Below are 22,988 nucleotides of genomic sequence, written 5' to 3' on the forward strand. Positions count from 1 at the left end.
CCAAAGCGCTACTGATCTTATAGACCCAGTAATTCTGCGTTCAAAGCCAGTTCACCATGGACCAGTTGCCTCCGCTCACGGCCTCCGTGGCGGCTTGCCCTTGGGCTTTCCTTCCGCGTTGGAGCGCCGGCCCTTCTTCGCGCCGCCTTTGCTCTCGCCCCAGGGCTTCACGCCGTGGGGTTTCTCGACCGGAGGCCGGCTATGCTCGCCGCGCCCCTCGGCGGACTTGCCGGGGGCCGGACCGTCGCGGAACCGCTTGGCACGCGCGGGCTTCTCGGCCGGCGGCAGATCGCGCATGGACCCGCCGCGACCGGCCGGCCTCCCGGAGCCGGAGGGCGGGCCGGACAAGGGCTCAATGACGATCCCGTCGCTGTCCGCCTTGCCCGCCATCTTGCTGAAGCGGTCGGCGGCGGCGAGGGTCACCTCGAAGGCGGTTTCCTCGTCGGAAATGCGGATGACGCCGATCTCCTTGCGCGTCACGTTTCCGCGCCGGCAAATCATCGGCAGCAGCCATTTGGGGTCGGCATTGGTGCGCCGGCCCACATTCAGGCGGAACCAGGCGCCGCCGCCCGTCCCGCCACCGAAATCGCGCCCCGCCCCACGGTCGCGCGCGGCGCGGGCGTCACCGGGATCGGCAACCTCCTCCGGGGCCGGCAGGCCGGCCCGATAAAGGCGCGCCAGCGCGGCAGCCAGGTGCTCGGGGGAATGAACCGCCAGCAGCGCAAGGCCGGCGCTGGCATCCTCCTCATTGGGTTCGTCGGTGATCAGCGCATCGCGCAGCATACGCTCATGGTCGAGCTTGCGGATATCCTCGGAGGTGGGCGGCCCTGACCATTCCGGCTGCATGCCCAGCCCGCGCATGAGATCCTCCGTGCGGCGCCGGCGAAACGGCGGCACGAGCAGGACGCTCACCCCCTTGCGACCGGCCCGCCCGGTGCGGCCGGAGCGGTGCTGGAGGCTTTCGGCATCGTTGGGCAGTTCGGCATGGATGACGAGGCCGAGATTCGGCAGGTCGATGCCGCGCGCGGCAACGTCGGTGGCCACGCAAACCCGCGCCCGCCCGTCCCGCAGCGCCTGGAGGGCATGGTTGCGCTCGTTCTGGCTCAGCTCGCCCGAAAGCGCCACGGCGGAGAATTGCCGCTCCTGAAGCATGGCGTGCAAGCGACGTACCGATTCGCGCGTGTTGCAGAACACAATGGCGCTGGGGGTGTCGTAAAAGCGCAGCACATTGACCACCGCGTGCTCCACCTCGGTGGGCGCCACGCGCATGGCGCGATACTCGATGTCGGCGTGGCCGCCTTCGGCGCTCGCCACCTCGATCCGCAGCGCATCGCGCTGGTAGCGCTTGGCGAGCGCCGTGATGCCACGCGGCATGGTGGCCGAGAACAGCAGGCTGCGCCGCTCCGGCGGGGTGGCCTCGAGGATGAATTCCAGGTCCTCGCGGAAGCCGAGGTCCAGCATCTCGTCGGCCTCGTCGAGCACCGCGACCTGGAGCGCGGACAGGTCGAGCCGGCCGCGCTCCAGATGATCGCGCAGGCGGCCGGGCGTGCCGACGACGATATGGCATCCTTGGTCGAGCCGCCGCTGCTCCTGGCGCGGGTCCATGCCGCCGACGCAGGAGACGATGCGCGCGCCGGTGGCCCCATAGAGCCAGGCGAACTCGCGCTGGACCTGCAGTGCCAGCTCGCGGGTGGGGGCTACAACCAATGCCAGTGGCGCGGTGGCGGCTCCAAAGCGTTCGGCCATGCCCAAGAGCGTTTCGGCCATGGCCAGTCCATAGGCGACGGTCTTGCCGGAACCCGTCTGGGCCGACACAAGGAGGTCGCGTTCTTCGGCCTCCGGCGCCAGCACGGCAAGCTGCACCGGCGTCGGCGTATCATAGTCTCGTTCAGCCAGGGCGCGGGCGAGCGCCGGATTGGTCGTCATGAAAGGCACGGCTGGGTCCGCCTCTGTCGCAGTATCGTCAGGCGTCGAAGGGGAGCCGTCGGAAAGGATAAGGAGCGCCTTTTTAATCGGCTCGCTGGCCAGATGCCACAGCTGCCTGAGCTTCCAGGACTGATCAGAATGGCGCTCTCCCCTGCGCGCACCGCATTCTGGGGCTTTTCGAGCTAATTCCTCGCAGGAAGGCCTCCCGCCGGAGCGGTCACGCTTGGCCAGGGTCTTCGGCGGGCACAGCGGTCCGGTGCCGCGCAGCTTTCAGGTCAGGAAGCCAGAGCCCTTTCGGCAGGCGCCCGCCCGTGCGCGCGCGGCACGGCAACCGACAAATCAGCAGAGATGAAATTGGAGCGGGCGATGGGAATCGAACCCACGACATACAGCTTGGGAAGCTGTCGTTCTACCACTGAACTACGCCCGCAATGACGCCACCATAGACGGCGGTGGGGCCGGCCAGCAAGGGGGATGAACCGCAATCCCCATCCACCGAGGGCGCGAGGATGCGGCGGAGACAATGGCGCCCGTCTTCGGCATCTTGTGCGGCCGGGCGTTCGCCGCTTTCCCGCCGCGGGTTCGCGCTCTATTCATGAATCACTCGCGGTGTCCTCCGTGCCGTCACGATCCGATGCACGGCACGGAACCCGCACAGGGACGTCCCTTCGGTTCGACCAGATCAGGCCTGTTTCATGTCCTCTCCCGTGGCCGCACACCCATCGCCCGCTGCTCCCTTCCAGGCGATCTTCCAGTCCTTCATCTCCACTGCCGACGGGTCCGCCGGCCCGGCGCGGCTCGCGGCCCTGCGCGCGGTCATGGCCGAGCGGGGTCTGGCGGGCTACATCATCCCGCGGGCGGATGCGCACCAGAACGAATATGTACCCGCCCGCGAGGAGCGGCTGGCCTGGCTGACCGGCTTCACCGGATCCGCGGGTACCTGCGTGATCCTGGAGGACAATGCGGCGCTGTTCGTGGACGGGCGCTATGTCCTCCAGGCGCCAGCCCAGGTGGATACGGCCGCCTTCACCGTGGTGCCTCTGGTGCAGATGAGCCCGGAAGCCTGGCTTGAGGAAAACCTGCCCCGGGGAACCTCCCTCGGCTTCGACGCTTGGCGCACGACGCTTGACGGCCGCGAGCGGCTCAGCCGTGCCGTGGCAGCTGTGGGCGGCATCCTGGTGGCGGTGGAGCAGGATCTTCTCGACCCCATCTGGCCCGACCGGCCCGCCGCGCCTTCCGCGCCCGTGCGGCAGCTCGACATGGCCTTCGCCGGAGCTGATCCGGCGGCCAAGCTGGCGCAAGTGCAAGAGGAGCTCGCCAAGGACCGCGAGGGCCTCGACGGTCTGCTCATCTCGGATCCGCACAACACTGCGTGGCTGTTCAATGTCCGTGGCGCCGACGTCAACCACACGCCGCTCCCACTCGCATGGTGCCTTGTTCCCGCCCAGGGTCGACCGAGCCTTTTCATCGACCAAGGCAAACTCGGCGGCCCGGTGCGATCCGCCCTGGCAGAGGTGGCGGACATTGCCCCCGTAGCGGCGCTGGAGCCGACGCTCGCAACTTATGCCCAGGGCCGGACGGTCCGTCTCGACCAGGCCACGGCGCCGGTTCATCTGGGGAGCGTGGTGGAGCGGGGCGGCGGGCGAGTCTCCAAGGGCGCGGATCCGGTGACCCTGCTGAAAGCCTCTAAGAACGAGGCGGAAATTGCCGGCATGCGCAGCGCACATGTCCGCGACGGGGTGGCTCTCGCGCGGTTCCTCCATTGGTTTGCGGAGACCGCTCCCAAGGGCGGGCTGACGGAGATCGACGCCGTCGAGGCGCTGGAGACCTTCCGGCGTGAGACCGGCGAACTTCAGGACGTGTCCTTCCCCACCATATCGGGAGCAGGTCCCAACGGCGCCATCGTGCACTATCGGGTAACGCAAGACACCAACCGCGCCATCGCCACGGGGGAACTGTTCCTCATCGATTCCGGCGCCCAGTATCCGGACGGGACCACGGACGTCACCCGCACCCTCGCCGTGGGGACACCGACGGCGGAGATGCGCACCCGCTACACCCAGGTGCTGAAGGGCCACATCGCCATTTCCCGGGCCGTGTTTCCGGAAGGTACCAGCGGATCACAGCTTGATCCTCTTGCGCGTCAGTTCCTCTGGGCGTCGGGTCTCGATTTCGAGCACGGCACTGGCCATGGCGTGGGCGCGGGATTGTCGGTGCATGAAGGCCCGGCGCGCATTTCCAAGCTTGGCTACGTGCCGCTCAAGGCGGGCATGATCTTGTCCAATGAGCCCGGTTATTACAAAGCCGGCGCCTTCGGCATCCGCATCGAGAACCTCGTCCTGGTGGAGCCGCGCAAGCCGGAAGGTGCGGAGCGGCCGTCTCTGGGGTTTGAAGTGCTGACCCTTGCCCCATATGACCGCACGCTGATCGATACTGCTCTCCTCTCGCCCGAAGAGCGGACCTTCATCGACTTCTATCATCGACGCGTGCTGGAGGAGATCGGCCCGCGCGTGCCGCCAGCGACCCGCGCCTTTCTCGAGCAAGCAACTGCACCGCTTTGAGCGGCGGAACCTTCACGGCGCACGCCTCGTTATCCCGGCAGATCTTCTTTCGTCGGGAGGACGCTTACATGTATACGATTTTGATCGTGATCCTGGTCCTGCTCCTTATCGGAGCCCTGCCCACCTGGGGCTATAGCCGCGGCTGGGGATATGCCCCCGGCGGCCTCGTCGGCGTGCTGCTGATCGTGGTGATCGTGCTTGCGCTGACAGGCCGGGTGTAACCCGGCCTGCTCGCCGAAAGGCGGCGAACTTGCGTCAAAGGCCCGGTGATCTCGGCTTAAGTCATCGTGTTCAGAAGTGAAAAACCGCGCATATCGGGCTGATATGCGCGGTTTTCTTTGCTCAGGAATCGGCCCCGCTCGTCTCGGCCGGGGCTGCGGATCCCTCCTCGGCCCGCTCGGCGCGGGATCGGTAGCGACGGCGGCGACGGCCATTGGGGTAGCGATCGGGATCCTCTCCCGCTTCGGGCGCGGGCGCCTCAGCCGGGGAGGCCGGAGCGGCGTCCAGGGGCAGCGCCGGCTCGGCTTCAGGCAGGGGGGCGGCCGCAGGCGCTGCGGCCTCTTCCTCCTTGGCCGCCTTGGCGCGTGCTTCGGCGGAGCGGGAACGGGTCGGCTTTTCCTTGGTCTCGGTCCGCTCCTTCACCGGCACCGGCACGGGGGCGGTGATGAAAGAGGGCAGGCCCAGGCTGGGCTGCTCGTCTTCCTGCGGGGCGGGGCGCTCTTCGCGGGGGGGGCGGGCGGCGCGCGGCGCGTATCCGCCGGCCTCCTCGTCCCGCTGGCGGCCGCGATACTCACGGGGGGCGTAGCCCTCGCCAGCGTCCTCGTCGCGGTTGCGCCGCTGGAAGTTGCCTTGGCGGTTGTCGCGCGGCTGGCGGTCATCACGGGGCTGGCGCTCTTCCCGCGGCACACGGTCCTCGCGGGGGCCGCGGTCGTCCCGGAACTGGCGCTCTTCCCGGGGCTGGCGGTCGTCGCGGTACTGGCGCTCCTCGCGATAAGGGCGCTCGTCGCGCGGCTGGCGTTCCTCGCGGGAGGGACGATCCTCGCGGGAGGGACGATCGTCCCGGCCCTGCCGCTGTTCGCGCTGGGAATAGGGCTCGCGCAGGAACGGCTGCGGCGCATCGAGGGCGCCCACATCGTCCATGTCGTCCTCGTCCATCTCATCATCCGCCCGGCCGAAGCCGGCCTGGGGCGCATACTGGCCCTGGAGCGAGGCGATCAGGCGCAGATAATGCTCGGCGTGCTGGAAGAAGTTCTCCGCCGCCACATGGTCGCCGGACGCCTGGGCGTCGCGGGCGAGCTGCTGGTACTTTTCCGTAATGTGATGGGCGGTGCCGCGCACCTTTCCGTCGGGTCCGTTCGACTCATAGACCCGAGTCGCCGGGTTGGAACTGCGGCGATTGTTTCGGCCGCGCATGCGCTTCTGCTGACCATTTCTCATCTGGATCGATCTCTACTCGCTCGGCGAACCCGCCGTTCTTCATCCCAGCCCGCTTGCGGCGGACAGGACCGCACCCCGTTTTCCCTCCAACGCGCCGTCTGCACGGACCACGCCGGAAGGCCCCTCGCCACGGCTGCGCAGCGCCGCGACGACATTTCTATGGGCTCTGACAAAGACCCGAAGGCCATGGCTCCATCGCTGTCCTTCGACCGGCGCGTCATTGCGCGCCGAGGTCTCCGCACCGCCGAGCACAAAGCTTGATCAGGATCAGTTCGACCATGAGCCCCGCTCCGCGCTCACGCGCGGTCAGCACGCCCGATCATCACGCTTCCGTGTCCGAGCCGGTCGCGTGAGACAGTGGCAAAATGAACGAACCGTGGAGACCCGCAATGGCGCCTCGCCCCAGCGCCTTCACGACACCGTCTCCGACCACGCCCGAACCCATATGGATATTTCGGGAGCGCGCTTCAGCCATCCCGGCCAACGCTTCGGTTCGACTCCTGAAACCGAGACTAGCCAGTTCACCGCGCGTGTCCAAGGACTTTTTTGCGCGGCCCGCCTCACATTTGCGGTGCCGCAACGCCAGCTGGCGCCCGCAGCGCCAGCGCCCGGGGGATACCGCCCAGGTCGCGCCGCGCCGGACCGGGGATGTCCAGCCCCGCCGCGCGCGCCAGCGCCGCCACGTCCGCTTCCTGGCCGATGCCCAGTTCGAGCACCGCGCTGCCGCGCGGCTTCAGGAGACCGGGAAGGGCGACGAGGATCCGGCGATAAGCGTCGAGCCCGTCCGGCCCGCCATCGAGCGCGGCCCGCGGATCATGGGCGCGCACATCCAGATCGAGCGTCCCGATGTCGGCCCCGGGAATATAAGGCGGGTTGGACACGATGAGATCGAAGCGGGCCTTCAGCGCCTCGGCCCAGTCCCCAACCATCACGGCGGATCGATCCGCAAGGCCCAGTCGCGCCAGATTGTCGCGGGCGGTGCGCGCCGCCGCCGGGCTGAAATCGACCGCGATGCCATACCCGTCGGGGCGCTCGGACAAGAGCGCCGCCAGGATCGCGCCGGTGCCGGTTCCCAGATCGAGGATCCGGGGCGCCGAAAGCCCGGCCATCAGGTCCAGCGCCACCGCGACGACCGTTTCCGTATCGGGGCGTGGCACGAGCGTCTCGGGGGAGAGGTCGAAGCTGAGGCTCCAGAATTCCCGCCGCCCCAGAATGCGGGCAACCGGTTCCCCCGCAAGGCGTCGCGCCAGCAGCGCCTCAATGCGCGCCACGTCCGCCGCGTCAACCGAGGCCTGCCCGTCGGTGACGATCTCGGTCGGATCGAGGCGAAGCGCCTCCGCCATCAGGACCCGGGCGTCGAGATCTGGCCTGTCGACGCCCGCTTCCGCGAGCCGGGTCGCCATCTGACGGCGCAGGACGTTGCGGGTGGGCGCGGACACCGGCGTCAGGTCCCCTCCGCCGACGCCATCAGCTCTGCCTGATGTTCGGTGATGAGCGGATCGATGATCTCGTCCAACGCAGTGCCGGCCACCACTTCCTCCAGCTTGTAGAGGGTCAGGTTGATCCGGTGGTCGGTGACACGACCCTGGGGGAAATTATAGGTACGGATGCGCTCCGAGCGATCGCCCGAACCCACCTGGCCGCGGCGGTCGGCGGCACGGTTCGCCTCGCTGCGCTGGCGCTCCTCGTCCAGCATGCGGGACCGCAGCAAAGCCATGGCGCGGGCCTTGTTGCGGTGCTGCGAGCGCTCGTCCTGCACCGCCACCACGATGCCGGTGGGCAAGTGAGTGATGCGCACCGCGCTTTCCGTCTTGTTCACATGCTGGCCGCCGGCACCCTGGGCGCGAAACACATCGATGCGCAGGTCCGCGTCATTGATGGCCACATCCACCTCTTCCGCCTCGGGCAGGACGGCGACGGTGGCGGCGGAGGTGTGGATGCGGCCCGACGCCTCCGTCTGCGGCACGCGCTGGACGCGATGAACGCCGGATTCGAACTTCAATCGCGCGAACGCGCCCTTGCCATGCAGCGCGGCGACCACTTCCTTGTAGCCGCCCATGGTGCCCTCGCTTTCGGAGAGCACCTCCACGGTCCAGCCCTTGTCGGCCGCATAGCGCGCATACATGCGGAAGAGATCGCCGGCGAACAAGGCCGCCTCGTCTCCGCCCGTGCCGGCCCGCACTTCCAGGATGACGCCGCGCTCATCCATGGCATCCTTGGGCAAAAGGGCGATGCGCACCGCCTGGGTCAGGCGCTCCACCTCGGCGAGGAGACGCTCCTCCTCGCTTTGGGCGAGCGCCTTCATGTCGGCGTCGGAGGCGGAGTCTGCCATCAGTTCGCGCGCATCGGCGAGGTCCCGCACGGCGGCGCGCAGCGCCCGCACTTCGTCCACCACCGGCGTCAGGTCGGAGAATTCGCGCCCCAGGCGCACATATTCATCGCCCTCCGCGCCGGCGGATAGCAATGCCTCCACCTCCGCATGGCGGGCGACCAGCGCATCGAGCTTGGCGATGGGGAGGCCAGTCTGCTGGAGATCGGTGCTCATGGCCGCCTCTGGCCCAGGGCAGGCACCGGGAAAAACACGGTCAAAGGGACATTCCGCTCAGTTCGGCAAAGGCCCGCAAGGTGGCGCGCACGTCCACATGGCCGGAGGTTTCATCCAGCAATGGCAGGAGCACGGAGCGGGCCGCCGCCACGTCCAGCTGAAGCAGTGTCGCCTTCACCGGGCCGACCGCCGCCGGGGACAGGGACAGGGAACGATAGCCGAGTGCCGCCAAGGCGATGGCCTCCAGCGGCCGGGAGGCCAGCTCGCCGCACAAGGTCACCGGCTTGCCATGCCGCGCGCCGGCTTCCGCCACCATGCGAAAGGCGCGCAAGGCTGGCGGCGAGAGCGGGTCGAACCGATCGGCGACGCGCATGTTCGCGCGGTCGACGGCGAACAGGAACTGCACCAGATCGTTGGAGCCGACCGACAGGAAGTCCACCCGCGAGAGCATCTCGTCCAGTTGGAACAGCAAGGAGGGCACCTCGACCATGGCGCCCACGAACACCCGTTCCGGCAGGCCGTGGCCGTGGCGGCGCAGATGGGTCATCTCCCGCTCCAGGATCGCCTTGGCCTGATCGAACTCGGAGGCGGCGGCCACCATGGGGAACATGATGCGCACCTCGCGCCCCGCTCCCGCCCGCAGGAGCGCGCGCAACTGGCTGCGCAGCAGGCCCGGTCGGTCGAGGCCGAGGCGGATGGCGCGCCAGCCCAGCGCCGGATTTTCCTCCTCCACCATGCGCATATAAGGCAGCACCTTGTCGCCGCCGATATCGAGGGTGCGGAAGGTAACCGGCCGGCTGCCCGCCGCATCCAGCACCGCGCGATAGAGCTTCAACTGCTCCGAAATGCGCGGAAAGGTGGAGGCGATCATGAACTGCAATTCGGTGCGGAACAGCCCGATGCCCGAGGCGCCGGTCTCCGCGATGTGCGGCAGGTCCACCAAGAGGCCGGCATTCAGGTTCAGATCGATGGCTACCCCGTCCTTGGTGACGGTGGGCTTGTCGCGCAGGGCGGCATATTGAGCCTGCCGACGGGCGCGAAACCGCGCCTTTTCCGCATAGGCGGCTTCCACGTCGCCAGGGGGGCGCAGATGCACCTCGCCGGCCTGGCCGTCGACGATCACCGGGTCGCCGGGATCGGCAAGGCCGGCCGCATTCTCCACCTGCCCCACGGCGGCAATGCCGAGCGCGCGGGCGACGATGGTCACATGGCTGGTGGTGCCGCCCTCTTCGAGGACCAGGCCGCGAATGCGGGTGCGGTCATAGTCCAGCAGCGCCGCCGGGCTCATGTTGCGGGCGACGAGGATGGCGTTTTCCGGCAGGTCCGTGCGGTCCGAGGCGCGCCCGCGCCCGGTCAGTTCCCGCAGCAGCCGGTTGGCCAGGTCGTCCAGATCGTGCAGGCGCTCGCGCAGATAGGGGTCGGAGGCGCGCATGATGCGGGCCCGGGTGTCGGACTGAACCCGCTCCACGGCGCCTTCCGCTGTCAGGCCGGAGAGCACGGCCTCGCGCATCTTGTGCATCCAGCCCCGGTCATGGGCGAACATGCGGTAGGCTTCCAGGATTTCCCGGTGCTCGCCGGCCTTGGAGAGGCCGTCATCCTCCAGCAGCAAATCGATGGAGGCGCGCAGCTTGCCGATAGCGGCATCGAGCCGGGCGGCCTCCCGCTGCACGTCGTCGGCGATGACGTTTGTCACCACCACGCGCGGCTCGTGCAGCACCACATGGCCAAGGCCCAGGCCATCGGCCAGGGCGGTGCCCTTCAGATGGAGGGAGCGGCGCACGGCGGGCTCTGCGCCCGGCTTGGCGAGGGAGGTCAGCTCACCCGAGGCGATCATCTCCGCCAGCACCATGGCGGTGGTCTGGAGTGCCTCGATCTCCTCCTCGGCATAGGTGCGCCGGGCGCGGTTCTGCACCACCAGCACGCCCAGCGTGTTGCCGCCCCGCAGGATCGGCACGCCGAGGAAGGAATTATAGATCTCCTCGCCCGTTTCCGGGCGGTAGGAATATTCGGGATGGTTCTGGGCGTCGGAAATGGCCAGCGATTCGGCCTCGCGGGCCACATGGCCGACGAGGCCCTCGCGCACGTCCATGACCGTCTGGTGCACGGCGTCCCGGTTCAGGCCCTCGGTGGCATAGAGCTCAAGGGTCTGGTCGACGCGCAGCACATAGACCGAGCAGACTTCCGCCACCATATTGGCAGCGATCAGAACCACGATCTTGTCCAGGCGGTCCTGCGCGCTGACCGGCTCCGCCATCACCTCGCGGAGCCGTCTCAAGAGCACGCGGGGGCCGCCGAGCGCGCCACGCATCGGCCGATCCTCAAAGAGTAAACCGGGGACCGCGTACCCGGATGGGTTGCAGGTGGCGCCCCCCGCGCCGGGTCATGCGCCCAGTCTGACGTCAGCTATCGAGTCCGTATAGCGAATGCAGAGTCCGTACCGCAAGCTCGGTATATGCCGCATCGATCAGGATCGAGATCTTGATCTCGGACGTGGTGATGGCGCGGATGTTGATGCCCTTGGCGGCGAGCGCCCGGAACGCATCCGCTGCAACGCCAGCGTGCGAGCGCATGCCGATGCCGATCACCGACACCTTCACCACGTCCGTCTCGCCTTCCAGCGTCTGGTAGCCGATGGCGTCCCGCGCCGTGCTGAGCGCCGCCTTGGCGCGCTCGAAGTCGGCGGTGGGGACGGTGAAGGTGATGTCGGTGAAGCCATCCGCCGACACGTTCTGGACGATCATGTCCACATTGATGTGGGCCTCGGCCAGCGGGCCGAACACCGCCGCGGCGATGCCCGGCTTGTCGGCGACGCGGCGGATCGACACCTGGGCCTCGTCGCGGGCAAAGGCGATGCCGGTGACGACCTGGGATTCCATCTGCTTGGCCACGATTTCCTCCTCGTCGCAGATCAGCGTGCCGGCCGCTTCCACCGTCTTCATGTGGGGGGCGTCAGGGTCCTCGAAGCTGGAGCGCACGAAGGTGCGCACCTTGTGCACCATGGCCAGCTCCACCGAGCGCACCTGGAGCACCTTGGCGCCCAGGGACGCCATTTCCAGCATCTCCTCGAAGGCGATGGAGCTGAGCCGGCGGGCCTTGGGCACCACCCGCGGATCGGTGGTGTAGACCCCGTCCACGTCCGTATAGATGTCGCACCGCTCGGCGCCCAGCGCCGCCGCCACCGCCACCGCGCTGGTGTCGGAGCCGCCGCGCCCCAGCGTGGTGATGCGGCCCGACGGCAGGTGGATGCCCTGGAAGCCGGCGATCACCGCCACCTCGCCCCCGTCGATCTGCTCGCCGAGCGCCTGGCCGTCAATGTCCAGGATGCGGGCGGAGCCGTGGGCATCGTCGGTGGAGATGGGGATTTGCCAGCCCTGCCAGGAGCGGGCATTCAGGCCCATATTCTGGAGGGTGATGGCCAGGAGGCCCGACGTCACCTGCTCGCCCGAGGCGACCACGGCGTCATATTCGCGGGCATCGTGGAGGGGGGCCGCCTCGCGGCACCAGCCCACCAGCTCGTTGGTCTTGCCGGACATGGCGGAGACCACGACGGCGACGCAATAGCCCGCCTCCACTTCGCGCTTCACGTGGCGCGCCACATTGCGGATGCGATCGATGGTGGCGACCGAGGTGCCGCCGAACTTCATCACCAGCCGAGCCATGGCTCGTGTCTTTCTTTTCTGATCAGGGAGCAAGGACAAACGGGCGCGGTTTCGCGGCGCGCCGGGCCGCCGTCATTTTCGGGCGGTGCGCCCGGTTCGACGGCCTACGGTGCGGGAGACGGCTCCTGCGATCTCCAACCGGTCCAACATGACCCTCTTCCTCCCGGCGCCGGCTTGAACCGGCCCGACGGCATGGCGTCCACCCGCCGGCCTTATGGCTGGCGGATCGCCGTGATGCGAATTGGTCGCCTAAATAACGGCCCCGGCAGCGGTCGGCAACCGGGGGAATCGCGGCGGCGCCCGCTCTCAGAGCATGGAGGGCAGCACGCGGTCCGGCGGACGATGGCCATCCATGAAGGTCTTGATGTTGACGATGACCTTCTCGCCCATGTCCACGCGCCCTTCCAGGGTCGCGGAGCCCAGATGCGGCAGCAGCACCACTTTGCCCTGCTTGGCAAGGCGCACCAGCTTGGGATTGACCGCCGGCTCGTGCTCGAACACGTCGAGGCCGGCCCCTGCGATCTCGCCGGCTTCCAGCATGCGGGTCAGGGCATTCTCGTCGATCACCTCGCCGCGCGCCGTGTTCACCACATAGGCATCCGGCTTCAGGAGCTTGAGGCGGCGGGCGGAGAGCAGGTGATAGGTGGCCGGCGTGTGCGGGCAGTTCACCGACACGATGTCCATGCGGGCCAGCATCTGGTCGAGGCTGTCCCAATAGGTGGCTTCCAGCGATTCCTCGATGGCAGCCGGCAAATGGCGGCGATTGTGATAGTGGATCTGCAGGCCGAAGGCCTTGGCGCGGCGCGCCACCGCCTGACCGATGCGGCCCATGCCGATGATGCCGAGGCGCTTGCCCCAAATCCGCCGGCCGAGCATCCAGGTGGGCGACCAGCCGGACCATTCCTCGCGCTCGGACGTCATCAGCTGCGCGCCCTCGGCGAGGCGGCGCGGCACGGACAGGATGAGCGCCATGGTCATGTCGGCCGTGTCCTCGGTGAGGACGCCGGGCGTGTTGGTGACCGTGATGCCGCGATTGAGCGCGCTCGCCACGTCAATATGGTCGACACCGTTCGAGAACGAGGCGATGAGGCGCAGATTGTCGCCGGCATGGGACAGCACGGCCGAATCGATGCGGTCCGTGACGGTGGGCACCAGAACGTCGGCGGTCTTTACCGCCTCGATGAGCGCCGCCTGGTCCATCGGCGTGTCGTCGATGTTGAGGCGAGCGTCGAACAATTCACGCATGCGCGTCTCGACCGTGTCCGGCAGCTTGCGCGTGACGACGACGAGCGGTTTGCGGCGCCCCATGTGCTTCCCCGTCCCGAATTTTCAACACTTCCCACCCCCTCTAGCAGACCATCGGGGAAAGACAAAGGGTGTGAAGGGCCGGTGCCTTGACGCAGCCCCCCGACAGGCGCACCTCAAGGGCCGCCCGGAGCGGTGCGCCGGCGTGAAGATAAGATTCATGTTTCTGTAAGACACATGCAGGGACGACCTGGACACCATTGAAAGGGATCCCCGGACCATGCCGATGTCGGGAAAAGCCTCCTTCCGGTCAAACACGGCCGCCGCTTTGCTGGCGACGCTGATGCTTGCCACGGCTGGCGGACTGGCGCATGGCGCCGACGAGACCGGCACCGGCCTGCCGGTTCCCCGCTTCGTCTCGCTCAAGGCCGACAAGGTGAATGTGCGGAACGGCCCGAACAAGAATCAGGACGTGGCCTGGGTGTTCTCCCGCGCCGGCCTGCCGGTGGAAATCACGGCCGAGTTCGAGACCTGGCGGCGCATCCGCGACGCCGAAGGCTCGGAAGGGTGGGTCTATCATTCCATGCTGTCCGGCCGTCGCACGGCGCTCGTGGCACCCTGGAACAAGACTGGCACGGTGGCGCTGCGCAGCGATCCCAAGTCCGACGCCAAAGTGGAAGCCCAGCTTGAACATGGCGTGCTGGGCACGCTGAAGACCTGCGACGGCAAATGGTGCCGCTTCATCGGCCCGGGCTTTGACGGCTATATCGAGCAGAGCCAGCTCTGGGGCGTCTATCCCAACGAGAAGGTGGAGTAGCGCCTCCCGCCCCGGCCTTGCGGGGCCGTCGGAGGTTCGCTATCTTTGTTGCATTGCGGTGCAATGTGCGCCGCACGTAGGCGTTAACGTGAGCCAACGCGCTGAACGAACCTGGAAGCCCAGGCGCGTCGCGCGAAGACATGTCAGGTCACGTGATCCGCCCGGGCTTCCGAAAGGAAGCCGATGCCTCAGTCCTTATTCCCTTCCCCATTCCCTTCACCGTCCTCTCGCACCTCCTCCGCCCGCCCGTCGGATGCGGCCGGGGAGGAGCAGCGGCACGCCGTGCGGCGCGTGCGGCATGAGTTGAAGCGCCGTCGTGTCCGTGTCCAGGCGGTGACGCGGCTGACGCCGCACATGCTGCGCGTCACTTTCCACGGGCCGGACCTCGCGGGTTTCCCAAGCGTCGGCTTTGATGATCACATCAAGCTGATCCTGCCGCGGATCGAGAATGATATCCCGTCCTTTCCAGACCTCTCCGCGGACGGCCGCACCCCTTCGGCCGGCGGCGCGCCCGCCATCATGCGCGACTATACGCCCGGGCATTTCGACCCGGACGCCCTGACCCTCGATGTGGACTTCGCCCTCCACGAAGCCGGGCCTGCCACCGCCTGGGCGCTCCAGGCGCAGCCGGGCCAGGAGATGATGATCGGCGGTCCCAAGGGCTCGTTCCTCATCCCCGACGATTTCGACTGGTACCTGCTGATGGGGGACGAGACCGCCCTGCCAGCCATTGGCCGGCGCCTCCGCACCCTTCCGCCCCAAGCCACGGCGCTGGTCTTCGTGGAGGTGGCCTCAAGCGCGGACGAACTGTCCTTTTCCCTGCACCGGCGCACGCAGCTGACCTGGCTGCATCGCGACGGCCGGGCGGCGGGCGAGACCGATCTTCTGGAACAGGCCCTGGCGCGCACCGACCTTCCGGAAGGGGAGGGCTATTGCTGGATCGCCGGCGAGACGCTCACCGCCAAGCGCCTGCGCCACATGCTGGTGGCACGGGGACAGTCCGGGCAATGGATTCGCGCGTCGGGCTATTGGAAGAGGGGTGCCGCCGGCTTCCACGACTCCCATGCCGATTGAGGAGGCTCGAAAACAGGAAGGGCCGGCATCGGCGATGCAGGCCCTTCCTGCAACATCAAGCATCGGGCAGACCGCACATCCGGCGCGGCAAGGGCCCGGTGTGCCGATTGTGGGCGGTCAGGCCTTGCCGGACTTGCGGCGCAGGCGCACCACCACGTCGACGCGGGCCACCTCGAAGCCTTCTGGCGGCTCGGGGAGGCGATCCACGGCCACTTCGGCGGAGGGGATGTCCACCAACTCGTTATGGCCTTCCACATAGAAGTGGTAATGGTCCGACGCGTTGGTGTCGAAATAGGTCTTGGACCCGTCCACCGCCACCTCGCGCAGCAGGCTCACTTCGGTGAACTGGTGCAGCGTGTTGTAGACCGTGGCCAGCGACACCGGGAAGCGCGCGCGGATGGCTTCCTCGTGCAGCATTTCCGCGGTCACATGCCGGTCGCCCTTGGCGAACAGCAGCCAACCCAAAGCGAGACGCTGACGGGTGGGGCGCAAGCCCACTTCACGCAGCATTTCGCGCACGTCATGAAAAGGACAGCCGGTGCGCCGGGCGGAGGTCACGTCGCGAAGCTGCGCCACCGGGAGAACCGCGTCCCCGTCGACGGTCGAGCTGCGGAGCGTCACGCCGTCGCCGATGCTGGCTCTGATACGTGTCATCTCGGTCATCGTCGTGTCTACAATCTCGAATCTGGCAATCGACCTGCGGATCCCGGCACCCCGTTCCCGCGCTCATGAACATACAGATATAACGGATCGGGCCGCGATTTGCTACCGTTATAGATTGTAGTTGCACTAATGTAATTCAATGGCAGCAATGCCTTGCTTGTGAATGCGACGGCGGTGGACTTGGGGGACCGCGTCCGCTACTCGACCCTCACTCCCAGCTGCGCCGCAGCTCATTCGAGACCGAGCCCATGGACGTGCGAGCACCGAGGACGGCCTGCCTGCTGGTGACGCTGGGCGCCACCTTCGCGCTGGCGGCGGCGTGGTATTTCCAATTGGTGGTGGGACTTGCCCCATGTCCCCTCTGCCTCACGCAGCGCATTCCCTACTATGTGGCGGTGCCGGTGGCCCTGGCGGTGGCGGTGCTGATCTCCCGCGGCTATGACCGAGCTCCGCGCTTCGGCCTGGGGCTCCTGGCGCTGCTCATGCTCGGCAATGCCGGCGTCGCCATCTACCATGCCGGTGTGGAATGGCAGTTCTGGCAGGGGCCGACCACCTGCAGCGGCACCGCGCCCATGGCGGTGGGGGACATCATGTCGGCGCTGAAGACGGCCCATGTGCCGCGCTGTGACGAAGCCGCGTGGCGGCTGTTCGGCATTTCCATGGCCGGCTGGAACGCTTTGATCGCTCTGTCGCTGGCGGGCATTGCCGCGCTCGGTGCCATTCCGGCGCGCCGCGCCCGCTGAGGGCGGGGCCTACGGGTCCAGCTCGGTGTCCCAGTAGAGATAGTCCAGCCAGCTTTGATGGAGATAATTGGGCGGGAAATGCCGGCCGTTCTGGTGCAGGTCATGGACCGTGGGCTGAAACGGCATCTGCGCCGGCCACATGTCCGCATCCGCCGGCATGGCAGAGCCTTTGCGCAGATTGCAGGGGGAGCAGGCGGCCACCACGTTTTCCCAGGTGGTCTGTCCCCCGCGTGAGCGCGGGATCACGTGGTCGAAGGTCAGGTCCTCGCGCGAGCCACAATATTGGCAGGTGAAGCGGTCGCGCAGGAAGACGTTGAAGCGGGTAAAGGCCGGGTTGCGGGCGGGCCGGACAAAGGTCCGCAGCGAGACGACACTGGGCAGGCGGATCTCGAAGCCCGGACTTCGTACCGCCTTGTCGTAATATTCAACGATGTTCACGCGATCCAGGAACACAGCCTTGATGGCATCCTGCCAGGACCAGACAGACAGGGGGTAGTAGCTCAGCGGACGATAGTCCGCATTGAGCACCAAGGCAGGCCAGGATCCAGGCGATACGGCAGCGGTCAAGGATAGAACTCCCCGCCCCAAATTCGCCGAATCGGGACGCCCCCGACCGGCGCGCCGGCATAGTCTACATGGACCGTGTCAGTCTTGTGAAGCGCGGGCGGAGCCGAGGTGATCGGCGAGGAACGCGCCGCCCATGCCGAGCCCATCCTCATCTATGCCGTGGCCGAGGCCGGGACACAGATGCCATTCCACGGGCACGCCCGCAGCGGCCAGCGCATTTGCGGACGCCATCATCAAGGGCGCCGGCACCACGTCGTCGTCGGTGCCGTGAATGAGCAGGATCGGCGGCGGCTCGGAAATGAGCTGCGACCCGGCCGCGACGAAGGCGCCGGAATAGCCGAGCACGGCGGCAAAGCGCTCCTCCCCCGTCAGCGCCACCTGGAGCGCCATCATGCAGCCCTGGCTGAAGCCCATGAGCGCCACCCGCGAGGCGGGCAATCCCAAGCGCCGCCGCTCGGCCGCGATGAAGCCGGCAAGGCCGGGCGCCGCCGCCCGGGCGCCCAGGGCCAGTTCACGCGGATCGAGATCCGTGAGGGCGAACCATTGCCGCCCGATGGGCGCCTGGCCGCAGGGCTCGGGGGCGTGGGGAGAGACGAAGGCCGCTCCCGGCAGCAGGTCTCCCCAGGCGGCTCCCAGATCAATCAAGTCCCGGCCGTCGGCCCCATAGCCGTGCAGCAGGACCACCAAGGCGTCGGGCGCGCCGCCGGAACGGGGCGGAAGGCGGGGGCCATCGATCAGCGGCATGAAGAACCTTCAGGCGGGAGCGCCCAGGCGGGCGCGGCGGGCGCCATAATAGGCCCACAGGAGGTGCGCCGCCACGCCCCGGAAGGGGCGCCAGTCTTCCGCAATGGCCTGGAGGCCCATCGCCGAGGCCCGGCCGGGCAGGCCGAAAGCATCTCCCGCCGCCACCTGGAGCGCGAGGTCGCCATGGGGGAAGGCATCGCCTCGCCCGAGGCAGAACAAGAGATAGATGTCCGCCGTCCAGGTGCCGATCCCCGGCAGCCGGGTGAGATAGTCCGCCGCCGCGTCCGCCTCCATCCCTTCCACATGCCCCAGGTCCACCGTACCGGAGACCAAAGCGGCGGCGATGCCTTTCAGCGTGCGGATCTTGGGCGCGGAAAGGCCGGCCGACCGCAGGTGCGCCGCATCGGCGGCGAGCAGGGCGTGCGGCCCCGGCGGTCCGTCAAAGGCGTCTTCCAGCTTCTTCTGGATGGAGCGGGCCGCAGCCACAGACAATTGCTGGGCCACCACCACGGCGGTGAGCCCCTCAAAGCCCGGTGCGCGGCGGCGCAGGGCGGGTCGGCCGGTGACATCGGCCAATGGCTTCAGGCGCGGGTCGAGGGTCAGCAGGGCGTCGAAGGCCGCATCGAAGGTCGCCTGGTCCTGGAGCAGCGGCTCCGTGTGCGCCGTCATCATCGCGTCCCCTTCTCACCGTCCGGCGGGCTTCCATTCGAGAAAGGTGCTGCCATTGTTCGGCGAGCCCCAATGGGTTAGCGCAGGCGCTCCAGCAGGGCCAGCAATTGCACCCGCTCGGCGGGCGCGAGGGGGGAGAGCGTCTCCTCCGTGATGGCCAGCGCGTTGGGGGTCGCCCGCGCCACCACTTCTGCCCCCGCGGGCGTCAGAGCCGCCACCAGGCGCCGGCCGTCCTCCGGATCGGGCCGCGTTTCCACCAGCCCGCGCTTCACCAGACGATCCACCACGCCCTTGATGGTGGCGGCGTCCATGGCGGTGAGGCGGCCCAGCAGGTTCTGGGAACTGGGTCCCTTCTCCTGGAGCTTGGCCAGCGCCGCCCATTGGGTGGGGGTGAGGTCCTCGCCGATGCGGCTGCCGAAAATGGTGGTGTGCCGCTGGGAGACCTGGCGGAGAAGGAAGCCCACCTGGGCATCGAGATGATAGGAGGGCGCGCCTGTGCGTTTACGCCCGGTGGCCTTTGGCTTGATGCTCACTCCCCGGCCTCTTTCTCGACACGCTGGCCACGCAGCGCTGTGTCTGCACGCCGAACGGCAGTCCCCCTGAACGTCTGCGCACCGGGCGGACCGGGCCGTTCTGCGACCCCGGTGCACCCCGCGCCCCTCTGCCCACGCGCCCCTCAGCCGACGCGAACGTCGCAGGAGGGGCAAAGTCCGGCGGGGCGGCAGGCGCCCTCACACCGCAAGATAGGCGTCGCGGATTTCCGGATTGGCCTCCAGGTCCGCCATGGTTCCGGAAAAGCGCATCCGGCCCTTTTCGATGATGTAGGCGCGATCCGAAATCAGCTTCGCAAAATGAAGGTTTTGCTCGGAAATCACAACGCTGATGCCGTCGCGCTTCATGGTCAGGATGGCGTCCGCCATCTGCTCCACGATCTTAGGGGCAAGTCCCTCCGACGGCTCGTCCAGCAGCACGAGGGACGGATTGCCCATGAGCGTGCGGCCGATGGTGAGCATCTGCTGCTCGCCCCCGCTCATATGGCCGCCGGGCCGGCGGCGCATTTCGCCGAGATTGGGGAACAGCTTGTAGATGCGCTCGGGCGTCCAGGCGGCAACCCCTGAGCGGGGCGGCTGGCGGCCCACTTCGAAATTCTCCTCCACCGTCAGCTCGGTGAAGATGCGCCGGTCCTCGGGAACATAGCCCAGCCCCCGGCGGGCGATCTCATAGGTGGGCAAGCGGGAGATGTCGGCGCCGTCGAAGCGGATCTGGCCCGAGCGGTCGGCGACCAGCCCCACCACCGAGCGGAACGTGGTGCTCTTTCCCGCGCCGTTGCGGCCGAGCAGCGCCACCACTTCGCCCGCGCCCACCTCGAAGCTCACGTCGAACAGGATATGGGCCGGGCCGTAATGGCTGTTGAGGCCGGTGACTTCGAGCTTCATGCGGCGCTCCCCTCGCGGTGGCGGGCGTCATAGAGCAGGCCCTCGCCCAGATAGATGGCGCGCACCTGAGGGTCCTGGCGCACCTGTGCGGGGGGTCCGGCGGCGATCAATTCGCCCCGGTTCAGCACCATCACCCGGTCCGCATGCTCGAACACCACGTCCATGTCGTGTTCGGTGAAGAGGACGCCAATGGATTTCTCCCGCGCGATGGCGGCGGTCAGGCGCATGAGGTCCACACGCTCCTTGGGCGCCATGCCGGCGGTGGGCTCGTCCATGAGCAGGAGGCCAGGATCGTTGGAGAGGGCCACCGCCAGCTCCAGGCGCTTCAGGTCGCCATAGGCCAGTTCCCCGCAGGGCCGGTCCGCCTGGGCCTCCATGCCCACCATGGCGAGCAGCCGGTCGGCCTCGGCCCGATGGGCGGCGCCGGCATAGCCGAGCGGCGACCAGGCCCGCTTATGGAAGGACAACAGCGCCACCTGCACGTTTTCCCGCACTGTCATGGAGGGGAAGGTGGCGGTGATCTGGAAGGTGCGCCCCACCCCCCGCCGCCACACCGCGCGGGGCGGCAGGCCGACAATGTTCTCGCCCTTCAGCCGGATGGCGCCCCCATTGGGGCGGATCTGGCCGTTGAGCATGTTGAAGCAGGTGCTCTTGCCGGCGCCGTTGGGGCCGATGAGGGCGAGGATCTCCCCTGCCTCAAGCCCGAACGAGACGCCCCGCACCGCATGCACCCCGCCATAGGACTTGGCGAGCTTTTCCACTTCCAGCAGACGGGTCATCGGGCCGCCTCCGCCTTCTGGGCGCCGAGAGGCGCGGTTTCCGTGCCGGTGCCATCCGGCGCCTTGGGCCGCCCGCGATGGCGCAGGTCTTCCAGGAAGCCCACAATGCCTTTGGGGAAGGCGACCACCAGGAGCACGATCACGGAGCCCAGCACCAGCTTGGACAATTCCGTCTTGCTGATGAGCCAGATGGACAGCGCCTTGTAGACGATGGCGCCCACCACGCCGCCGGACACCGTCTCGATGCCGCCCAAGAGCACCATGACAAGGCCGTCCACCGAGATGGGAATGGCCAGATTGTCGGGGAAGACGGAGCCCTTCAGGAAGGCGAACAGGGCGCCGGCAATGCCTGCGAAGGTGCCAGCCACGATGAAGGCCACCCATTGCGTGCCGTTGCGGTCGAGCCCCACCGCCTCGGACCGCAGGGCATTGTCGCGGGCGGCGCGCAACGAGAAGCCGAAGGGCGAGAAGACCAGGAGGCGCAGCACGCCCACCCCCAAGCACACCACCGCCAGCACCATCCAGAAGAAGGGGGCGGGGCGGGACGCCCAGCCGGCGGGCCAGATGCCGAGCATGCCGTTGTCGCCGCCGGTCACTTCCACCCACTGGAACGCCACCGACCAGGTGATTTGGGCGAAGGCGAGCGTCAGCATAGCGAAATAGACGCCCGACAGGCGCACGCAGAACCAGCCGAACAGCACCGCCCCCACAAGCCCCAGGAACGGGCCGACCAGGAGGGCCACCTCCATGGGCGCGCCCGTGAGCTTGACCATGAAAGCGGCGCCATAGGCGCCGAGGCCGAAATAGGCCGCATGGCCGAAGGAGGCGAGGCCGCCCACCGTCATCAGGAAGTGGAGGCTGGCGGCGAAGAGCACGAAGATGAGGATCTCCGAGCCTACGGTCAGCGCGTAATTGCCGAGGAAGAAGGGCAGGCTTGCCGCCACCAGTACCGCCGCGCCCACCGCCAGGCGCTCGGCTTGCGAAAATGGGCGCCAGGGTCGAACGGACAGGCCGATGGCCGAGCGCTGCGGGCCTTCCGCCTTGCCGAACAGGCCATAGGGCCGGATCACCAGCACCACCGCCATCACCAGGAAGACCAGCACCAGCGAGATCTTCGGGAAAATGAGGATGCCGAAGGCGTTCAGCTCGGAGACCAGCACCGCCGCGATGAAGGCGCCGGTGACCGAGCCGAGGCCGCCGATCACCACCACCACGAATACGTCCACGATGATGCGCAGGTCCATGGAATGGCTGACCGCATCGCGCGGGATCTGAAGCGCGCCGCCCAGCGCCGCCAGGAACACGCCAAGCGCGAAGACGCTGGTGAACAGCCATTTCTGATTGACGCCCAGCGCCGCCACCATGTCGCGGTCCTGGGTGGCGGCCCGCACCAGCACGCCCCAGCGGGTGCGGTGGAAGACGATCCACAACAGGCCAAGAACGGCGGGGCCGAGGCCGATGAGCAGGAGGTCATAGGCCGGCACCATCTGGCCCATGATGTCCACGGCGCCACGGAAGCCGGGGGCGCGGCGGCCCATGAGGTCCTCGGGACCCCAGATCAGGATCACGATATCCTGCACCATCAGCGTCACGCCGAAGGTGGCGAGCAATTGGAACAGTTCCGGCGCCCGATAGATGCGGCGCAGGAGCACGATTTCCAGCAGGGCGCCCAGGACCGCAATCACGAAGGCTGCGATCACGATGCCGCCCCAGAAGCCCCATGTTCCGGCCAGTTGTTCGGTGAGCGTATAGGCGAGATACGCCCCCAGCATGTAGAAGGCGCCGTGGGCGAAATTCACGATCCGCGTCACGCCGAAGATGATCGACAGGCCGGAGGCGACCAGGAACAGCGAGGCTGCGCTGGCAAGACCTGTCAGGGCCTGGACGACGATGAAATCCACGGCATGGCCTTTCGTTGTGACGATCGGTTCGGGTCGATGGTCCGTCCGGCAAGGGCCGGCGCGCGGGCGCCAAAAGCGGCGGCGGTCAGTGGCGGGGTCTCCCGCCTTGGAGGCCGCCAGCCACGCCGGCGTGCCAGGGCATTCGTGCAAGGGCTTTCGTGCCCGGGTTTGCCCCGGGCACGGGCATCGGTGCGTCAGACCGGGCTGGCTGGCCCGGAATGC

20 protein-coding genes and 1 tRNA gene are annotated in these 22,988 nt (G+C 68.0%); 5 read left to right on the forward strand and 16 right to left on the reverse strand.

Features of this window, described 5'->3' with window-relative positions:
* Positions 1–75 precede the first annotated feature (75 nt).
* On the reverse strand, positions 76–1,935 hold the full coding sequence (locus J5J86_RS19070) for a DEAD/DEAH box helicase (protein WP_446698626.1): 1,860 nt from the start codon (positions 1,933–1,935) through the stop codon (positions 76–78).
* 346 nt (positions 1,936–2,281) lie between these two features.
* Positions 2,282–2,356 (reverse strand) — tRNA-Gly (locus J5J86_RS19075).
* 265 nt (positions 2,357–2,621) lie between these two features.
* On the opposite strand from J5J86_RS19075, the gene J5J86_RS19080 reads away from it, so the two are divergent.
* Together J5J86_RS19080 and J5J86_RS19085 are read left to right on the forward strand one after the other, a co-directional pair.
* Positions 2,622–4,487, forward strand: a complete 1,866-nt coding sequence (locus J5J86_RS19080) for an aminopeptidase P family protein (protein WP_209100851.1) — start codon at positions 2,622–2,624, stop codon at positions 4,485–4,487.
* Between the two features lie 68 nt (positions 4,488–4,555).
* Positions 4,556–4,708, forward strand: coding sequence for a DUF3309 family protein (locus tag J5J86_RS19085; RefSeq protein ID WP_209100852.1), 153 nt, complete (start codon positions 4,556–4,558; stop codon positions 4,706–4,708).
* 121 nt (positions 4,709–4,829) lie between these two features.
* Here J5J86_RS19085 and J5J86_RS19090 read toward each other — a convergent pair whose 3' ends face one another.
* The 6 genes from J5J86_RS19090 to J5J86_RS19115 all read right to left on the reverse strand — a co-directional run bounded on the left by J5J86_RS19090 (position 4,830) and on the right by J5J86_RS19115 (position 13,436).
* Entirely contained in the window at positions 4,830–5,900 is a 1,071-nt protein-coding gene (locus tag J5J86_RS19090; protein WP_209100853.1) for a DUF4167 domain-containing protein, read from the reverse strand.
* Positions 5,901–6,484: 584 nt separating this feature from the next.
* On the reverse strand, positions 6,485–7,327 hold the full coding sequence (gene prmC / locus J5J86_RS19095; protein WP_209105458.1) for a peptide chain release factor N(5)-glutamine methyltransferase: 843 nt from the start codon (positions 7,325–7,327) through the stop codon (positions 6,485–6,487).
* A 41-nt stretch (positions 7,328–7,368) separates the two neighbouring features.
* A complete protein-coding gene (gene prfA, locus J5J86_RS19100; protein ID WP_209100854.1) occupies positions 7,369–8,469 on the reverse strand; it encodes a peptide chain release factor 1 in 1,101 nt (366 codons plus the stop codon).
* A gap of 40 nt (positions 8,470–8,509) precedes the next feature.
* Positions 8,510–10,777, reverse strand: coding sequence for a phosphoenolpyruvate--protein phosphotransferase (ptsP, locus tag J5J86_RS19105; RefSeq protein ID WP_209100855.1), 2,268 nt, complete (start codon positions 10,775–10,777; stop codon positions 8,510–8,512).
* 91 nt (positions 10,778–10,868) lie between these two features.
* Positions 10,869–12,128, reverse strand: coding sequence for an aspartate kinase (locus J5J86_RS19110; RefSeq protein WP_209100856.1), 1,260 nt, complete (start codon positions 12,126–12,128; stop codon positions 10,869–10,871).
* A gap of 306 nt (positions 12,129–12,434) precedes the next feature.
* Positions 12,435–13,436: a 2-hydroxyacid dehydrogenase gene (locus J5J86_RS19115; RefSeq protein WP_209100857.1), complete on the reverse strand. Its 1,002-nt coding sequence runs from the start codon at positions 13,434–13,436 to the stop codon at positions 12,435–12,437.
* Between the two features lie 217 nt (positions 13,437–13,653).
* Here J5J86_RS19115 and J5J86_RS19120 point away from each other — a divergent pair, with 217 nt between their 5' ends.
* Together J5J86_RS19120 and J5J86_RS19125 are read left to right on the forward strand one after the other, a co-directional pair.
* Entirely contained in the window at positions 13,654–14,190 is a 537-nt protein-coding gene (locus tag J5J86_RS19120; RefSeq protein WP_446698628.1) for an SH3 domain-containing protein, read from the forward strand.
* A gap of 354 nt (positions 14,191–14,544) precedes the next feature.
* Positions 14,545–15,264 carry a siderophore-interacting protein gene (locus J5J86_RS19125; protein ID WP_247657713.1) on the forward strand — a complete coding sequence of 240 codons (720 nt, stop codon included), beginning with the start codon at positions 14,545–14,547 and terminating at the stop codon, positions 15,262–15,264.
* 117 nt (positions 15,265–15,381) lie between these two features.
* On the opposite strand, the gene irrA is transcribed toward J5J86_RS19125, so the two are convergent.
* Positions 15,382–15,918 (reverse strand): iron response transcriptional regulator IrrA, encoded by a 537-nt coding sequence (gene irrA, locus J5J86_RS19130; protein WP_209100861.1) that lies wholly within the window; start codon positions 15,916–15,918, stop codon positions 15,382–15,384.
* Between the two features lie 257 nt (positions 15,919–16,175).
* Here irrA and J5J86_RS19135 point away from each other — a divergent pair, with 257 nt between their 5' ends.
* Positions 16,176–16,670, forward strand: coding sequence for a disulfide bond formation protein B (locus tag J5J86_RS19135; RefSeq protein WP_209100863.1), 495 nt, complete (start codon positions 16,176–16,178; stop codon positions 16,668–16,670).
* A gap of 9 nt (positions 16,671–16,679) precedes the next feature.
* Here the strand turns inward: J5J86_RS19135 and J5J86_RS19140 are convergent, their stop codons facing one another.
* The 7 genes from J5J86_RS19140 to J5J86_RS19170 all read right to left on the reverse strand — a co-directional run bounded on the left by J5J86_RS19140 (position 16,680) and on the right by J5J86_RS19170 (position 22,766).
* Complete coding sequence (locus J5J86_RS19140) at positions 16,680–17,237, reverse strand: HNH endonuclease (protein WP_209100865.1); 558 nt, start codon at positions 17,235–17,237, stop codon at positions 16,680–16,682.
* Between the two features lie 78 nt (positions 17,238–17,315).
* Positions 17,316–17,981: an alpha/beta hydrolase gene (locus J5J86_RS19145; protein ID WP_209100867.1), complete on the reverse strand. Its 666-nt coding sequence runs from the start codon at positions 17,979–17,981 to the stop codon at positions 17,316–17,318.
* Between the two features lie 9 nt (positions 17,982–17,990).
* Positions 17,991–18,650: a DNA-3-methyladenine glycosylase family protein gene (locus tag J5J86_RS19150; RefSeq protein WP_209100869.1), complete on the reverse strand. Its 660-nt coding sequence runs from the start codon at positions 18,648–18,650 to the stop codon at positions 17,991–17,993.
* Between the two features lie 77 nt (positions 18,651–18,727).
* A complete protein-coding gene (locus J5J86_RS19155) occupies positions 18,728–19,183 on the reverse strand; it encodes a MarR family winged helix-turn-helix transcriptional regulator (RefSeq protein WP_209100871.1) in 456 nt (151 codons plus the stop codon).
* 198 nt (positions 19,184–19,381) lie between these two features.
* Positions 19,382–20,086 (reverse strand): ABC transporter ATP-binding protein, encoded by a 705-nt coding sequence (locus J5J86_RS19160; RefSeq protein ID WP_209100873.1) that lies wholly within the window; start codon positions 20,084–20,086, stop codon positions 19,382–19,384.
* Positions 20,083–20,865, reverse strand: a complete 783-nt coding sequence (locus J5J86_RS19165) for an ABC transporter ATP-binding protein (protein ID WP_209100875.1) — start codon at positions 20,863–20,865, stop codon at positions 20,083–20,085. Before J5J86_RS19165 ends, J5J86_RS19160 begins: the two co-directional genes overlap by 4 nt.
* A complete protein-coding gene (locus J5J86_RS19170; protein WP_209100877.1) occupies positions 20,862–22,766 on the reverse strand; it encodes an ABC transporter permease in 1,905 nt (634 codons plus the stop codon). The genes J5J86_RS19165 and J5J86_RS19170 overlap by 4 nt, the downstream gene beginning before the upstream one ends.
* Between the last annotated feature and the right edge of the window lie 222 nt (positions 22,767–22,988).

The organism is Aquabacter sp. L1I39 (assembly GCF_017742835.1).
GTDB lineage: Bacteria > Pseudomonadota > Alphaproteobacteria > Rhizobiales > Xanthobacteraceae > L1I39.

Coding starts and splice junctions, on each gene's coding strand:
- J5J86_RS19125 (WP_247657713.1), top strand. CDS start 14,545: ATGCTGCGCGTCACTTTCCACGGGCCGGACCTCGCGGGTTTCCCAAGC.
- J5J86_RS19160 (WP_209100873.1), bottom strand. CDS start 20,086: ATGAAGCTCGAAGTCACCGGCCTCAACAGCCATTACGGCCCGGCCCAT.
- ptsP (WP_209100855.1), bottom strand. CDS start 10,777: ATGCGTGGCGCGCTCGGCGGCCCCCGCGTGCTCTTGAGACGGCTCCGC.
- J5J86_RS19115 (WP_209100857.1), bottom strand. CDS start 13,436: ATGGGGCGCCGCAAACCGCTCGTCGTCGTCACGCGCAAGCTGCCGGAC.
- J5J86_RS19080 (WP_209100851.1), top strand. CDS start 2,622: ATGTCCTCTCCCGTGGCCGCACACCCATCGCCCGCTGCTCCCTTCCAG.
- J5J86_RS19120 (WP_446698628.1), top strand. CDS start 13,654: ATGCCGATGTCGGGAAAAGCCTCCTTCCGGTCAAACACGGCCGCCGCT.
- prmC (WP_209105458.1), bottom strand. CDS start 7,327: ATGGCGACCCGGCTCGCGGAAGCGGGCGTCGACAGGCCAGATCTCGAC.
- J5J86_RS19165 (WP_209100875.1), bottom strand. CDS start 20,865: ATGACCCGTCTGCTGGAAGTGGAAAAGCTCGCCAAGTCCTATGGCGGG.
- J5J86_RS19135 (WP_209100863.1), top strand. CDS start 16,176: ATGGACGTGCGAGCACCGAGGACGGCCTGCCTGCTGGTGACGCTGGGC.
- irrA (WP_209100861.1), bottom strand. CDS start 15,918: ATGACACGTATCAGAGCCAGCATCGGCGACGGCGTGACGCTCCGCAGC.
- J5J86_RS19090 (WP_209100853.1), bottom strand. CDS start 5,900: ATGCGCGGCCGAAACAATCGCCGCAGTTCCAACCCGGCGACTCGGGTC.
- prfA (WP_209100854.1), bottom strand. CDS start 8,469: ATGAGCACCGATCTCCAGCAGACTGGCCTCCCCATCGCCAAGCTCGAT.
- J5J86_RS19110 (WP_209100856.1), bottom strand. CDS start 12,128: ATGGCTCGGCTGGTGATGAAGTTCGGCGGCACCTCGGTCGCCACCATC.
- J5J86_RS19150 (WP_209100869.1), bottom strand. CDS start 18,650: ATGACGGCGCACACGGAGCCGCTGCTCCAGGACCAGGCGACCTTCGAT.
- J5J86_RS19145 (WP_209100867.1), bottom strand. CDS start 17,981: ATGCCGCTGATCGATGGCCCCCGCCTTCCGCCCCGTTCCGGCGGCGCG.
- J5J86_RS19085 (WP_209100852.1), top strand. CDS start 4,556: ATGTATACGATTTTGATCGTGATCCTGGTCCTGCTCCTTATCGGAGCC.